Source organism: Phreatobacter aquaticus (genome assembly GCF_005160265.1).
In the GTDB taxonomy this organism is placed as follows: domain Bacteria; phylum Pseudomonadota; class Alphaproteobacteria; order Rhizobiales; family Phreatobacteraceae; genus Phreatobacter; species Phreatobacter aquaticus.
Genome location: NZ_CP039865.1, coordinates 4,663,991 through 4,679,010 on the forward strand (window position 1 = coordinate 4,663,991; position 15,020 = coordinate 4,679,010).

At 64.2% G+C, this 15,020-nt stretch carries 14 protein-coding genes; 8 read left to right on the forward strand and 6 right to left on the reverse strand.

What is annotated here, in order from left to right:
• The first annotated feature begins 20 nt into the window (after window positions 1-20).
• Together E8L99_RS22200 and E8L99_RS22205 are read left to right on the forward strand one after the other, a co-directional pair.
• The gene (locus E8L99_RS22200; protein ID WP_137101604.1) at window positions 21-1,427 is read left to right on the forward strand and encodes a DUF1800 domain-containing protein; all 1,407 of its coding nucleotides are present in this window, start codon (window positions 21-23) and stop codon (window positions 1,425-1,427) included.
• A gap of 5 nt (window positions 1,428-1,432) precedes the next feature.
• Window positions 1,433-2,656 carry a DUF1501 domain-containing protein gene (locus E8L99_RS22205; protein WP_137101605.1) on the forward strand — a complete coding sequence of 408 codons (1,224 nt, stop codon included), beginning with the start codon at window positions 1,433-1,435 and terminating at the stop codon, window positions 2,654-2,656.
• A gap of 304 nt (window positions 2,657-2,960) precedes the next feature.
• Here the strand turns inward: E8L99_RS22205 and E8L99_RS22210 are convergent, their stop codons facing one another.
• The 4 genes from E8L99_RS22210 to E8L99_RS22225 form a co-directional block, all read right to left on the reverse strand.
• Window positions 2,961-3,575 carry a glutathione S-transferase family protein gene (locus E8L99_RS22210; RefSeq protein WP_137101606.1) on the reverse strand — a complete coding sequence of 205 codons (615 nt, stop codon included), beginning with the start codon at window positions 3,573-3,575 and terminating at the stop codon, window positions 2,961-2,963.
• A gap of 69 nt (window positions 3,576-3,644) precedes the next feature.
• Window positions 3,645-5,732, reverse strand: coding sequence for an O-linked N-acetylglucosamine transferase, SPINDLY family protein (locus E8L99_RS22215; protein ID WP_168201794.1), 2,088 nt, complete (start codon window positions 5,730-5,732; stop codon window positions 3,645-3,647).
• 91 nt (window positions 5,733-5,823) lie between these two features.
• The gene (locus E8L99_RS22220; RefSeq protein ID WP_137101608.1) at window positions 5,824-7,041 is read right to left on the reverse strand and encodes a glycosyltransferase family 87 protein; all 1,218 of its coding nucleotides are present in this window, start codon (window positions 7,039-7,041) and stop codon (window positions 5,824-5,826) included.
• Between the two features lie 267 nt (window positions 7,042-7,308).
• On the reverse strand, window positions 7,309-8,289 hold the full coding sequence (locus E8L99_RS22225; protein ID WP_168201795.1) for a Bug family tripartite tricarboxylate transporter substrate binding protein: 981 nt from the start codon (window positions 8,287-8,289) through the stop codon (window positions 7,309-7,311).
• A 130-nt stretch (window positions 8,290-8,419) separates the two neighbouring features.
• Between E8L99_RS22225 and E8L99_RS22230 the strand changes: the two genes are divergently transcribed.
• From E8L99_RS22230 to E8L99_RS22255, 6 genes are all read left to right on the forward strand, one after another.
• The gene (locus E8L99_RS22230; protein WP_137101610.1) at window positions 8,420-9,703 is read left to right on the forward strand and encodes a hypothetical protein; all 1,284 of its coding nucleotides are present in this window, start codon (window positions 8,420-8,422) and stop codon (window positions 9,701-9,703) included.
• Window positions 9,704-9,904: 201 nt separating this feature from the next.
• Window positions 9,905-11,107, forward strand: coding sequence for a pyridoxal phosphate-dependent aminotransferase (locus E8L99_RS22235; RefSeq protein ID WP_137101611.1), 1,203 nt, complete (start codon window positions 9,905-9,907; stop codon window positions 11,105-11,107).
• 177 nt (window positions 11,108-11,284) lie between these two features.
• The gene (locus tag E8L99_RS22240) at window positions 11,285-11,830 is read left to right on the forward strand and encodes a PRC-barrel domain-containing protein (RefSeq protein ID WP_168201796.1); all 546 of its coding nucleotides are present in this window, start codon (window positions 11,285-11,287) and stop codon (window positions 11,828-11,830) included.
• Window positions 11,831-12,138: 308 nt separating this feature from the next.
• On the forward strand, window positions 12,139-12,408 hold the full coding sequence (locus tag E8L99_RS22245) for a hypothetical protein (protein WP_137101613.1): 270 nt from the start codon (window positions 12,139-12,141) through the stop codon (window positions 12,406-12,408).
• A 425-nt stretch (window positions 12,409-12,833) separates the two neighbouring features.
• Complete coding sequence (locus E8L99_RS23890; protein WP_168201797.1) at window positions 12,834-13,106, forward strand: hypothetical protein; 273 nt, start codon at window positions 12,834-12,836, stop codon at window positions 13,104-13,106.
• Window positions 13,107-13,196: 90 nt separating this feature from the next.
• Window positions 13,197-13,505 (forward strand): ArsR/SmtB family transcription factor, encoded by a 309-nt coding sequence (locus E8L99_RS22255; protein ID WP_168201798.1) that lies wholly within the window; start codon window positions 13,197-13,199, stop codon window positions 13,503-13,505.
• Between the two features lie 81 nt (window positions 13,506-13,586).
• On the opposite strand, the gene E8L99_RS22260 is transcribed toward E8L99_RS22255, so the two are convergent.
• Together E8L99_RS22260 and E8L99_RS22265 are read right to left on the reverse strand one after the other, a co-directional pair.
• Entirely contained in the window at window positions 13,587-14,336 is a 750-nt protein-coding gene (locus E8L99_RS22260) for an outer membrane protein (protein ID WP_168201799.1), read from the reverse strand.
• Between the two features lie 278 nt (window positions 14,337-14,614).
• Entirely contained in the window at window positions 14,615-15,019 is a 405-nt protein-coding gene (locus tag E8L99_RS22265; RefSeq protein WP_137101616.1) for a nuclear transport factor 2 family protein, read from the reverse strand.
• Between the last annotated feature and the right edge of the window lies 1 nt (window position 15,020).

Here is a 15,020-nt window from a genome sequence, read left to right on the forward strand (position 1 = left end):
CCAACCCTTGCGGAGAAGCCATGGCCCGGCCGCGTCTCGATCCTGCAAGGCTGGCGCTTGCCCGGTTCGGTCTCGGGGTGTCGACAGCCCTCTCCGACGCCGATCTCGCCGCCATCGGTCGCGACCCCAAGGGCGCGCTGCTCGCCGAACTGAACGCACCCGAACGCCCGCTTGGCGCGGAACCCGTCTCGTCCAGCGAGGCCGGCGCCCAGGAACGCGCCTTCCAGCAGCAGCAGAACGCCGAACGGGCCGCCAACCGCATGCAGGGCCCGCCTGCCCCGCCGACCGGACCCCAGGTCCAGGGTCCGCCCGCGCCGCCGCCCGCCAATCCCATCCAGGGCCTCGTCCAGGCCGAGCTGATCGCTCGCTATGGCCGCGCCAGCGATCCCGTCATCGGCATCCGCGAGCGGCTGGTCTGGTTCTGGTCCAACCATTTCTGCGTCTCGATGGACAAGGGTGGCCTCGTCCGGGTGATCGCAGGCTCCTATGAGCGCGAGGCGATCCGCCGCCATGTCACCGGCTCCTTCGCCGCCATGCTGATGGCAACGACCCGCCATCCCGCCATGATCGCCTATCTCGACAATGGCCGCTCCATCGGCCCGAACTCGGTGGCCGGCCGCCGCCAGAACCGCGGGCTCAACGAGAATCTGGCGCGGGAAATCCTGGAATTGCATACACTTGGCGTCAATGGCGGGTACAGCCAGCAAGACGTCACGGCCTTCGCCACTATGCTCACCGGCTGGACCATCGGCCAGCCCAACGACCCCGACGCCGTGCCCTTCCGCTTCCGGTTCAACCCGCGCACCCACGAGCCCGGCCCGAAGACGGTGCTCGGCCGTACCTATCCCGAAGGCGAGGAAGGCGGCCTGACACTCCTCGGAGATCTCGCGCGGCATCCGGCAACGTCCCTCCACATTGCGACCAAGCTTGTCCGCCATTTTGTCGCCGATCAGCCGCCGCAGGCCCTGGTTTCGACCGTTTCCAAGGCCTTTTCGGCGTCGGCCGGCGATCTCAAGGCCACGGTGCGCGCCCTGGTTGAGGCGGAGCTTTCCTGGACAATGCCGGAGACCAAGCTCCGGCAACCCGTCGAATGGGTTGTGGCCCTGCACCGGGGCCTCGGCCTTGCCCCCGACATCGGCCGCATTCAGCGCGCGCTCAATGTGCTGGGCCAGCCGACCTGGCGCGTCACCTCGCCGAAAGGCTTCCCGGACGAGACCGCGCCCTGGCTCGACGGCCTCGCCCAGCGGGTCGATGTCGCCAACCTGTTCGCCCGCATCGTGCCGGCGGCCCAGAACCCTCTCGCGATCGCCGAGCGCTTGCTCGGCCCCTCGGCAAGCCCCGAGACCCGCCAGGCGATCCGCCGCGCCGAGAGCCCTCAACAGGCGCTGACTCTGGCGCTTCTGTCGCCCGAATTCCTGCGGAGGTGACCGGCATGTCCCAAGGCGCTGTCCCCGATTCCTGCGGCCACTGGTCTCCCTCGCGCCGCGCCATTCTCGGCACGGCCGGCATGCTGTTCGCCTGGGGCCTCGCGCCCCGCATCGCCCGCGCCGCCGGACGCGATCCGCGCCTGCTGGTCGTGGTGCTGCGCGGCGGGCTCGACGGCCTGTCCTTTGCCCCGCCCATCGGCGACCCCGCCTATCGGGACCTGCGCGGCACCATCGCGCTGGGGCTCGAGGGCGAGAAGCCGGCTCTGCCGCTCGATGGCTTCTTCGCGCTGCATCCCGCCATGCCCGGCCTGCACCGGCTCTATCAGGACAAGCAGGCGCTCATCGTCCATGCGGTGGCGACGCCCTATCGCGAGCGCTCACATTTCGACGGCCAGGACATGCTGGAAAGCGGCACCGAGCGGCCGGGCTTCCATGACAATGGCTGGCTGAACCGCGCGCTTGCCACCCTGCCCGGCGATGCCTTGCGCCGCCCGCCGCTGATCGGCGTCGGCCCCATCGTGCCGCTGGTGGCGCGCGGCGCCGCCCCGGTCATGGCCTGGCAGCCGCAGAGCCTGCCGCCCGCCGGCGACGATCTCAACCGCCGCCTGATGGATCTCTATCGCCACACCGACCTGCAACTCGCCGAAGTTCTCGCCCGCCGGGTCGATCCCGAGATCGGCCGCGCCGCGACCGAGGCCACCCGCCGGCAGAGCGCCTATGTGGTGCAGGCGCTGACCGGCGCTGTCCGGTTCCTGGCGCGTCCCGACGGCCCGCGCATCGGCGCGCTGGCGCTCGACGGCTTCGACACCCATGCCAATGAGGGTGGCGCCACCGGCCAGCTCGCCAACCGCCTGGCGGCGATCGACGAGGCCTTGGGTGAGGCCAAGACCCTGCTCGGAGACGCCTGGCGCGAGACGGCCATCGTCTTCGTCACCGAATTCGGCCGCACCGCCCGCATCAACGGCACGGAGGGCACCGACCACGGCACCGGCACGGTGACGCTCATGGTCGGCGGCGCGGTGCGTGGCGGACGGGTCATTGCCGACTGGCCGGGCCTTGCGCCATCCAATCTCCACGAGGCCCGCGACCTGAAACCGACGACCGACCTCCGCGCCGTGTTGAAGGGCGTGCTTCGCGACCATGTCGGCGCGGATGCGAGGAAGCTCGGGGAGACGGTGTTTCCGGGCAGCATCGGGGTCAAGCCGATGGATAGGCTGGTGGTGGTGTGAGGGGTCCGGCACCTCCGCGCCATAAGGTCGAAGGCGGCCCCTCACCCTAACCCTCTCCCCGCACGCGGGGAGAGGGAACGGAGCGCGCTTGTCGGTCAAGGTGGTTCCAAGGTGGTGCTAAGCGGCTCGATACGAGCTCGGCAAACGAGCGTTGGGCGGAGACATTCCCTCTCCCCGCCTGCGGGGAGAGGGTTAGGGTGAGGGGCCATGCGCGCCCTGCCCCCCTCGTTCAGCAATGACGACGTGGATACCCGCCCTCAGGGCACAATGAACGCGGCTGGCTCCGTATGAGGCCCCCGCCCCCCTACGGCCGCCAGTCCATCCCGACATGCCCCGGCAGCGCCGCCACCCGCTTGACCCATGCCTGCACCGCCGGGAAAGCCGCGAGATCTAAATCCGCCTCATTGGCCACATGGGTATTCGCATAGAGCGCGATATCGGCCAGCGTCATCGTCTCCCCCGCGATAAACGGCGTCTTCGACAATTGGCCCTGCATGCGGCCGAGCGCCGCCTCGCCGCGCTCCATCCAGTCGTCGATCAGGTCGCGCTTCAGCTCGCGGCCGCCGGGGATCAGCGTCAGCCAGAACCGCGCGGTGCCGATGGAGGGATGGTGGGCGTTCTGCTCGAAGAACATCCATTGCAGCATGCGCGCCCGCGCCGCACGATCCGTTGGCACGAGAGCGGTGCCCTCGCCGAGATAGAGCAGGATGGCATTGGACTCGACCAGCACCGTGCCATCGTCCAGCTCCAGCACCGGCAATTGCCCCTGCGGATTGAGCGTCAGGAATTCCGGCGTGCGGGTGTCACCGCGCAGGATATCGACATCCCTGAGCACGAAGGGCTGGTGCAGAGAAGCGAGCGCGAGCCGGACCTTGTAGCAATTGGCCGAGCGCTGCATGGCGTGGAGTGTCAGCGGCATGATGTTCTTTATATCGAACGATATGGCAGATGTCATCCGCCAAGACGAACGTGACAACGGACGGACGGTTCAGGCCTCGATCAGCGGCACGTCGAAGGCGCGGGGCGGCTGCCCTGCGCGCGAAATCGCGACCATGGTCTCGAAGGCCTTTTCCATGTGGCGGGTGAAGCGGGCGCCGTCGAACAGTTTCGAGGTCGGCACCGCGGCGCTGATCCGCTGGCGGAGATCCTTCAGCGCCGCCCGGTCGGAGCCGAACGCCACGGCGCGCGCGACATAATCAGCGCGGTCGGCGGCCACCAGGTCCGGGAACCCGTGCAGAGTCACCAGGCTTGCCGCCACCCGCGAGCCCATGCTCTTGCCCGGCAGCGTCAGCACCGGCAGGCCCATTGCGAGCGCGTCCGAACAGGTCGTGTGGCCGGAATAGGGATAGGTGTCGAGGAAGAGATCGGGCAGTTCCAGCCGGCGGAAATGGTCGCCGAAGCTCAGGCTCTTGGCAAAGATCACCCGCTCGGCAGCGATGCCGTCCTCAGCGAAGGCCTTGGCGATATTGGCCTCGCCGAGATCGTTGCCGACATAGAGCCACATCACGCTACCCGGCACCTTGGCGAGGATCTCGCTCCAGGTGCGGACCATCTCCCGTTCGATCTTGCGGGGATCGTTGAACGAACAGAAGACCGTCTGATCCCCGGGCAGGCCGAACTCGGCCCGCGTCATCACGCGGTCGGAGGGCACGCGCGGCGCATTGACCTGATAGGTCTCGGGCAGCCGCACCACCTTCTCGCTGAACTGCGGCAGGTGGACATTCGGCACGGTGAAGAGGTCGGCGATCGTATAGTCGAAGACCTGGCTGCCAAAGGTTCCGGGATAGCCGAGCCAGGTCACCTGGATGGGGGCGGGATAGGCAGCGATAATGTCGCCGCTGCGTCCCGCCGTATGGCCGTTGAGGTCGATCAGGATGTCGAGATCGAGCGCGCGCACGGCGGCGATCGCCTTGTCGCGATCGGCCTTGGCGAGATCGAGGAACTGGTCGAAGCCCGTCTCGTAGAAACGGCGCTGCGGCGAGCCGTCATCCTCACCGAAGGACAGGCCGAACACCTCGAACCGCGCGCGGTCGTGGCGGGCGATGAGCTCGGTCATCAGGAAGCCGACGGGGTGGCGGCGGAAATCGCTGGAGAGATAGCCGATGCGCAGGCGATCCCGGCCGGCCGCCGCGCGGCGCTGGGCGAGGCGCGGCCGGGGCGGGAATTTCCGCGTCGTCCAGTTGGCGGCGGCCAGCACCAGCGCCGGATCATCGACCAGATGGGTCATCACGAACGGGTCGTAGAGCGTGCCGCGGCGCGCCTTGTCGCGATCGAACTGGTCCCACATCCGCTGCCACTCGCAGGCGACAAGCTCCACCGCCACCGTCACCCGGTCGAACTTCTGGTAGAGCGGATCGTGCCTTGGGATCCGCCCGTGCAGTTCAAGGAACTCGGCATAATCCTTGAGATTATAGGCCGCATGGGCGGCAGCGGCGATCGCCGGCACGAAATCCGGATCCTTGGCGAGGATCGGCTGGAGCAGTTCACGCGCCCGCTTCGACTTGCCGGTCTCGGCGTCGATCGCGGCAAGCTCCACCGTGAAATCCGGGACGTCGGGGAAATTCGCCTGGCAGGTCAGCGCCAGCTGTTCGGCCTCCGGGAACAGGCTGCGGCCGTTCAGGACCTGGATCGACAGGAGCAGCAGCGCCGGATGGTTCGGATAGGCCTGGAAGCCGGTCATCAGCGTCTTCTCGACGCCCGCGAGATCGCCGACCTGCATCTCGGCGCGGGCGAGATTGACCACCAGGCCGAGATTGCGGGGATCATGGGCCAGCGCCTCGCGCAGCACCGGCAGGGCGTCGGCGTGGCGGCGGAGCCGGCCATAGGCGACGCCGAGATTGAGCGCGACATCGGGATGGCCGGGGCTGCGCTTCCAGGCTGTCTGGAGATCGGCCAGCCCCTTGTCGAGGCTGCCATGCTGCAGTTCGAGAATGCCCGCGAGGATCAGCGCATCGACCGGCGGCTTGCGCTGGGTGAGCACGGCCCGGCAGGCGCCGAGCGCTGCCTGCCAGTCGCCGGCTTGGTGGAGAGCGAAGGCCTTGTCGAGCAAGGCATTGTCGTCGCTGGGTCGGTACAAGGGGAACCTCCGGCAGGCACCGCCCTCGATGCGGCTTGGCCCCGGGGCTCTTAGCCGAAACACCGGAAACAGGAAATGCCGCAGGCCCGCGTCAGGTCCCGGCGAAGCGGATGCCGCCCGCGTCTGGCTCGGCGACAAGGGCGCGTTTCGCCAGCAAGCCGAAGAACAGCGCCATCACCAGCACGCCCAGAGGCACGCCGGTGGTCATCATCACGGCCCGCGCCAGCAGCGGCACGATCCAGACCAGGGCCAGGAGGCTCTTCTCGTAGGGCGCAAAGCCCTTCTCCACGCCGTGCGCGGCGGCAAACGCCAGCGCGACGCCGAGGATCGCCATGTCATAGTCGAGGCTGTAGGGGGTCGCGAGCAGCGCGCCGGTGGCCGTCATCGCCGCGACAAGCCGCCGGTCACAGCCGCGCCAGGCGGCGAGCGCCAGCACCGCGACGACGACAGCCGTCACCGCGAATTGCGCGCCATAGGCAAGGCCAAGCGGCGCGCCGAGCATGCGGAAGGCCGAGAAGGTCGACTGGATCTTGTGCCAGCCGGTCACGCCCTGATCGAGCACGATCTCGCGGGTGAAGGTCAGCCCCTCGTGGAAGGCGATCCAGACATCGGGGCCGAGCCAGAGCGTCACGGCTACGGCCATGGCGGCGACCGTTACTCCAGCGGCGATGGAAGCGCGGATATGGCCACCAGCCAGCATCATCACCGGCAGGACCAGCCCGAATTGCGGCTTGTAGGCGAGGAGCCCGATGAGAAGGCCGGCAAGGATCGGCCTGCGGTCGAGCAGCACCAGCCCAAGCCCCAGCAGACCGGCGGTCAGAAAGGCATTCTGCCCGTGTCCCAGCGTCACGAAGACGGCGGGAAAGCCGAGCGCCACCAGCCACCAGCCGGGCACGCGCGGCCCGATGGCCCGGATCGCGGCGAGATAGAGCGCCAGGCTCGAGGCCTGCCAGACGGCGAGCGCCGGCACATAGGGCAGGAGCGCGAGCGCTGCGGCGAGGCCCAAGAAGAACGGCGGATAGTGCCAGCCATAGACCTCGACATTGGGGTCGCCATAGGTCTGCCGCTGGTAGGCGAAATGGATCCAGGGGTCGAACGGCCCGGCGGCATTGCCCTCCAGCACCATCCGCCCAGCCGTCCAGATGCCGGAGAAATCGGTGCCGATGGGCCGGCCGAACCGGTCGGTGACCGCACCGCCGGTCATCCAGATGAACAGGAGTCCGCACGCGCCGATCACCGCGATCATCGCGGCATAGACCCTGGCACGTTCGGGCGTCAGCCAGTCACCGGATCGGATGTGGTCGAGCATGGCGGCCCCGGAATCGATTACCGGGGCAGACTGGCAGCGGGAGACGAAGAAAGGGTTAGTGGCGACGAGGGGGACAGCCCCCCACCCTATCCCTCCCCACCGCAGGCGGGGGGAGGGGACCGATGGCGCAAGCTGAACGAGCGAGCCCGCGGGTCGAACACGATGCGGACCCACTCCCCTCCCCCCGCTTGCGGTGGGGAGGGGTTAAGGGTGGGGGGAATGACCGCTCCTCCTATGAGGAAGGACAATCTTCCGCCCGCCCTCGCCTCACCCCGCTGGTTCGATCCCCGCCGCCTTGATGATCTCGGCCCAGGTCTGCATTTCCTGCAGATGGTAGGGCTTGAACGCTGCCGGATCGCGCGCCGTGATCGAGAAGCCGAGCTTGCCGATCGCTTCCACAACCGAGGGCTTGGCGAGCGAGGCCATGATCTCGCCCGACAGGCGGTCGAGCGCTGCCTGCGGCACGGCGGCCGGGGCGAAGAAGGCCGTCCAGCTCTCGGCATCGGCATTGGTCACGCCCTGCTCGCGCAGCGTCGGCAGGTTCGGCAGCTTGTCGTTGCGCTTCGGCGAGCCGATGGCGATGCCGCGCATCAGGCCGCCCTGGATCTGGGTGAACACGCTCGCCATGGTGGAATTGGCGACATCGATGCGACCGCCGACAATGTCCTGCACCAGCGGCGCCGCGCCGCGATAGGGCACATGGGTCATCTTGATGCCGGTGCGCACCATGAACAATTCGGTGGAGAGGTGCGAGCCCGAGCCGACGCCGGTCGAGCCATAGTTCAGTTCGCCGGGCTTCGACTTCGCAAGCTGGATCAGCTCCTGGATCGACTTGGCCGGCGAGTCGTTCTTCACGACGAAAATGTGCTCGAAGGCACCGGCCCCGGCCAGCGGATAGAAATCCTTCACGGCGTCATAGCCCGGTTCCTTCAGGAGGAACATGTTGTTGCCGTGGGTCTGGTTGTTGCCGAAGGTGATCAGATGGCCATCGGCCTCGCCCTTGGCGACTTGCCGTGTGCCGATGGCGCCCGACGCGCCGCCGACATTCTCCACCACCACCTGCTGTCCCAGCGCCGTGGAAATGTCCTGCGCAACGATGCGCGCGATGCCATCGGTCGGTCCGCCGGCCGGATAGGCCACCACCAGGCGGATCGGCCGCGAGGGCGCCCAGCGGGTCTGCGCATCGGCATGGCGGATGAAGGCAGGAGCCGCTAAGCCCAATCCGAACAAAACCCTCCGACTAATCATAGGCATTTCTCTCCCTCGATCGCAGCAAGCTTTCTGCTCGCTACATATTGCCAAGACCGATTGGTTGACAACCGATTTGAGACATACCAAAAAGTTGTGTAAGATTGAGCCGCTTTGGAGTTGGTCAAACGTGAGCGACCTAACAAAGGCATCGCAGTTGCTGGCAGCTCAAAAGCAGGCTCTCTCTGCGGCAGAATTTCTGGAAATAGATCGTCTGTTTCGAATAAATTATAAAAACTCGATACCAAGATTTTTTGAATCCTCGCCAAGCTCTCGACCAATATTGGTGCACCTATCCGTCTCCATTGAGGTTTTAAGGACGCGCATGCCACGCGACCTGAGCCACATGGAATCTATTAGATTTATCCCAGAAACAAATACTATCCTGGACGCTATAAAACTCTACAAAATTCAATTAACTCGCTCAAGAGCGAAATCTTCTTATATAGACAACATACCAACAATTATTAGCGCGCTGGATGAATCAGAAATAATAATCGAAAAATTACACGATAATCTTACTAAGATAAAAACAAAAAATGATTCTATATCAAGCAACATAATATCTCTTTCCAAATACATCGGAGACAAACAACAGATAGACGCCCCCCTTTCTGTCGATTTTAAAGACGGAAAGTTGATCGCGATTGACAGCGCCCGCGCAAATAGCCTTCTAGACAGAGAAGTCATTGAACAATTAAGAAACGATATAATCCATGGCATAGAACGTTACATATCATACCTGAATAATTCAACCAATATAGACCCTCGCGTAACTGATATGTTTGTATCTTTACTGGAGACGATGCAGATTTCGTCTCGAGAGAGAGTGATCGCAACAGGGCTTCAGGCCCAACTAATAAACAAAGCGCTGATCGCCAGCAGGCACGAAATACATGATCTTGTTTTTATAAACGGGAGCGAAATAGCAGGAAATACATTAAAATACTGCATGCAATTCTCTGAATGGCATTCTTTTCAAGAAAATTCAATGAAATATGTTGACGTTGACAGGGACGACCTAGTGAAAATTGCTGATAGCACCATATCGGCGCTTGATAAGAACAAAAACAACGTTGACCCCTACATAACACGCACCCTTACAAATATCAGATCGCTGATATCCTCAAGCAAAGGCAAAATCAAAGATGCAGCATTTGCCATAATACATTCTACATACAATATATTTGTTGTTCTTTCAAAATTTGTATTTGAGGTGTTTAAAAAATTTGGCACCGCAGCAATAGATGGCACGGCAGAGGGCATAAAAAAGACCTCTGCAATTGCGGTGGCAGCTTCTCTTCTCGGAATCATCACCATAAACATAACCGGAATCACTAGCTCAGCTGAGCAACTTGATTGGATGAAGGCGATTGGAAAAATTATCAAGGAATTGATGGTCGCGTCTAAATAGCTTTACCATTTTGAGTCACGGTCGCGATTTTCCCGGCAAGCGGAGGGCGTTCCACGGAGGTTGATGCCTCCCATGAACGTTTTTCGCTTGTGAGCGCTTGATCCCACGACTAAACCACCGGCGGTCCTGCGCGGGACCCTAAAAAATTCGTCATCGTCTTAGCGTCCCGCGAGAGAAATTCAAACCACACGGAGCCGACCGATGGCCTTTCTTGCCGACGCCCTGAAGCGCGTGAAGCCCTCTGCCACCATTGCCATGGCGCAGAAGGCTCGTGACCTGAATGCGCAGGGCAAGAAAGTGATCTCGCTCTCGGCCGGCGAGCCGGATTTCGACACGCCGGACAATATCAAGATGGCGGCCGTCAAGGCGATCGCCGACGGCAAGACCAAGTACACTGCTGTCTCCGGCATCACGGAACTGCGCCAGGCCATCGTCGCCAAGTTCAAGCGTGAGAACGGCCTCGACTACAAGTGGCAGCAGGCGATCGTCTGCACCGGCGGCAAGCAGGTCCTGTTCAACGCCTTCATGGCGACGCTGAATGCCGGCGACGAGGTGCTGATCCCGGCGCCCTACTGGGTCTCCTATCCGGAAATGGTGGCGCTCTGCGGCGGCACGCCGACCTTCGTCTCGGCAGGCCCCGAGACCAATTACAAGCTGACCGCTGAGGCGCTTGACCGCGCGATCACGCCGAAGACCAAGTGGTTCCTGTTCAACTCGCCGTCGAACCCGACGGGCGCCGCCTATACGCGCGCCGAGCTGAAGGCGCTGACCGACGTGCTGATGAAGCACCCGCATGTCTGGATCCTCACCGACGACATGTACGAGCATCTCGTCTATGGCGACTTCACCTTCACCACCCCGGCGCAGGTCGAGCCCGCCCTCTACGAGCGCACGCTGACCATGAACGGCCTGTCCAAGGCCTATTCGATGACCGGCTGGCGCATCGGCTATGCCGCCGGTCCCGAGCCGCTGATCAAGGCCATGGACCTCATCCAGGGCCAGCAGACGTCTGGCGCCAACACCATCGCCCAGTGGGCGGGCGTGGAAGCGCTGAACGGCACACAGGATTACATCCCGGCGCGCCGCAAGGCCTTCGAGCAGCGCCGCGACCTCGTGGTCTCGATGCTCAACCAGGCCAAGGGTCTCCAGTGCCCGACGCCGGAAGGCGCCTTCTATGTCTATCCCTCGATCAAGGACGTGATTGGCAAGACCACCTCGGCCGGCAAGGTGATCGCCACCGACGAGGACTTCGCCATGGAACTGGTGGAGAGCGAAGGCGTCGCCATCGTCCACGGCTCGGCCTTCGGCCTCGGCCCGGCCTTCCGCCTGTCCTATGCGGAATCGACCGAGACGCTGACCACCGCCTGCGAGAAGATCCAGAAGTTCTGCGCCGAGCTGCGCTGAACCTTCTTCGTTTCGAGACCATCAGGGCGCGTCGGGCAACCGGCGCGCCCTTTGTGCCTTTGGGAGCGCGGCCTTGCGGCGGCGAGCGATTTTTTAGGCCCTCGCGGCAACCCCGGCGCATCGGGCGGGTTCTTCACCCATGGGGCGACAAGCCCCGCAAAGATGAAGGAACACCCGATGACCACGAACAAGACGCTCCGCAACCTGCTCACCGCCACCGCTGCCGTCGCCTTGCTGTCGACCGGCGTGCTGGCCCAGACCGCGCCGTCGACCCAGACCACGCCGATGGCACCCACCACCCAGGCTCCGGCCACCCGTGGCGGCGCATCGACCACAATGTCGGGCAACGAGACGACGTCGTCGCGCATTGTCGGTGCCGCCATCTATGCGCCGAAGCAGGCAGGTTCGCGGACTGACGCAGCCTCCCCGATGACCACCGGCTCGGTCTCCGGCTTCCCGACCATGTCGGATGCCGACTGGAAGACCATGACCTCCAACCATGATCGCATCGGCGAGATCGACAATCTCGTCATCGGCAATGATGGCCGCGTCCACCAGGTGGTGATGGGCGTCGGCGGCTTCCTCGGCATCGGGGAGAAGTCGGTCGCGGTGAACTTCACCGATGTCCGCTGGCAGATGGACTCCAACGGCAAGGTGTTCGGCGTGATCCAGCGCACCAAGGAGCAGCTGAACCAGGCTCCGGCCTTCGTCGATCGCAGCTGACCCTCGGCCGTTTGAACGGCTCGCACTTCTGGACGCCACGGCCCTCGCGGCCGTGGCGTTCGGCTGTGTGAAGGCCGGATCAGAAATCCGAGGTATCGGCTGAACCTTTTCAGCGAACCTCGCGACCCATGGTCAAGTGAGGGGCTCAAGGGCCACTCTTCGCGACAGTCCCAGGCGATACGGCGCCTCTCGTCGGGATGTCCAACAAGGACCAACGGCCTCACGGCTCGCGGTTCGCGACGACACGCGGTTGATCCGCGACACCATGCCTGAAGGGCGGCTTGGCCGCCCCGATCCGGAGCCTTGCCATGGTCAAGACCCTGACCCGCACCGCTATCCTTGCCGGCCTCGTGATGACCGGCGGTCTCGCGCTGGCGCAGGACACGCCTGCCGGCGTCCGCGCCAATCCCGTCTATTGCACCGGCTGCCTCTGTGAGGACACGCCGCCCCAGATGACCACGCCTGGCCGCTGGGTACGCTCCGGCACCATGGGCGCCCGCATCACGCTGCGCTGGCAGCCGAGCGATCCGCCGCATGGCCAGGTCGCCATGGGCTGCCGCCCGCCCGCGCGGGGATAGATTTCGAGGCACTGGAGGGTTTTCAGGACAGCTCGCGGGCCTTCTGCGCTCACTTTGTCACCCCCGGCGAGGCCAAAGGCCGAGGGAAGGGGGGCCAGACTTCCTTCGCTCATCGCCGCTGCCGTGTCGGCTTCCACCCAGCCACAACATTTCCTGGATCCCCTTCCCTCGGCCTTTGGCCTCGCCGGGGATGACGATGGTGACGGTTGGACGTTTCTGGCTCCACCAGATGGAAACCCATGCAGGCACGCGGCGTGGTCAAGCCGCAAGGTTCGTGAGGCCTGATGGGCCTCACCACACGACCGCCCTCGCCGCCCGCTCGAAAAATTCTCTCTCCGTCGTCGAACCTTTTCTCGTCCCCATCCGACCCATGTTCAAGTGATCCACAGAGCGCCCCGAGCGGGCCACCAGTAGGAGCCAAGACCATGTTCCTCGCCGTTGCCAAGACCGCCTACGCCGCCCTCGCCCTCACCGCCGGTGCCGGCGCCATGTCGGGCGCGACCGCCCCCAACGCCGCGACCTCGGCGCGCGCCGTGACCTATTGCGGCCCCTGCCTGTGCACGGCCAACCCGCCTGCCATGAACCAGGCCGGCGACTGGGTTCCGAACGGCGCCATGCTCGGCGGCTCGCAGGTTCTCAAGTTCCGCCCGCAGGGCTCGGACGTCTCGGCCGCCACCGCCTGCGAGCGCGGCCGCTGACAACCATCCATGCTTTGTGGCAGCGCAAGGCATACGAATTTATACGTGCATAGACTGGCCCCATTCTTAAGAACGGATGGGGAAGCGTGCATGACAGATTCCTGCGCAGACAAACTGACAGAGGCGGCCAAGGCCGAATTGCTGCTGAAGCCGATGGCGCATGCGCAGCGCCTCGTGCTGCTGGCCTGCATGGGCCGGGGCGAATTGTCGAGCAGCACCATTGCCGCCCGCGCCGGCTTTCGCCTGCCGATCGTCAGCCACCATCTCGGCGTGCTGCGCAATGCCGGCGTGATCGCCTCGCGCCGCGACAGCCGCGAAGTGTTCCACCGCATCATTTCGCCCGAAGCGCAGCGGGTGATGGAAGCGCTCGGCGGCAGGCCAGCCGATCAGGCGGCCTGATGGTCCCCCTGATGGTCCCATCGACATCGCGCATGAAAAAAGCCGCCCCGAAGGGCGGCTTTCCTTTGCCAGGCAAATGGCTCAGTAGCGGGCGACGACCGCCGACGGGCCGGTCGAGAACAGATAGTTGACGCCCACCTTGACGGCATGAACGTCGCCGCGTTGCGTGACCCAGATCGACGGCGCACCGGCCATGTCGGTGCGGAACGTGCCGAAGTTCATGTAATTGTACTCAAGCTTCGCCGTCAGGTTCTGCGTGACCGCATATTCCAGACCCGCGCCGACCATCAGGCCAAGCCGGGTCGTCGATCCCGAAATGTAAGCGTTCTGGTTGTGGCCGACCGAGAAGCCGCCGACCGCCAGACCAGCCTTCGCAAACAGCAGGGCGCGGCCGAAGGTGACACCGAGGCGCGGGGCCAGCGTCGCCGTCCAGCTCAGCGAGCGATCGAACACCGGCACGCCGGCGCCACGCAGGATGGAGGTCGTCGACGACTTCTTGAAGCCAAGCGCGGAGAGATCAGCCTCGAGACCCAGAACCAGGTTGTTGATCTGGTAATTGTAGCCGATCTGCATGCCGCCCATCAGCGCTGAACCACCGAGATTCTGCATGTCGAAGCCGGCAAAGGCGTTCCACGGCGTGAAGGCATTGTAGCCGCTGGACACCGAGGCCGCGCCCAGATGACCGCCGATATAGAAGCCCGTCCAGTTCATGCCGGCAGGCGCAACCGCCACGGCCGTCATCGGCATACGGGCCGGTCCGAGATCGGCCGCCGAAGCCGTTCCGACGCCCAACAGGGCGATTGCCAAAGCGAGACCGCTGACCTTGCGCATGATGCTCTCCATTGCTTGTTCCACCAGTCGTGGTGGTTGAAGCAACTATGCGACTCCTGCGTTACGCATCAAGGAAACAGTCGTTTTCAGGATTTGTTTTGTATCTGGAGTCGCCGGAGCGCCACAGTTCGAGCATTCTATAACTATGAAAAACAAGACGAAGGGATGATGTCTTTCGCCAATACATGAGGTCTGGATAGAACAGCCGGCCAGACATGCCGCAGATCTGGCGCTATCCGTGTTCAGAGCGCCTTCTGCTCCCGCGGGGTCAGGCCGCCTCAGCCGCCCTTCATCGCCATCAACCGCGCGCCCATCATCTGGTGGAGCATGTTGATCGCCTTCAGCGGGCGGACCATCACCTTGAAATGGCTGATCCGGTCCTCGGCATCCCACGTGATCATGTCGATGCCGTTGAGCGTGATCCCCTCGATCACCGTCTCGAATTCCAGCACGGCCGAGTTCTCCCCGATCCACTCGTTGAGGTACCGGAACGAGCCGTTGTTGAGCACATCCAACGCCGCCGTCAGATAGGCCTTGGTGATCGCCTTGCCCACCTGCGGCGTGTGCACCACGGGTGAGACGAACACCACATCGTCGGCGAGCAGCTGCTCGAGGCCGGACGCATCGCGCGCCTCCGCCAGCGCATGCCAGTCACGGATGGCCTTCGGCTGGGTGGCGGTCATA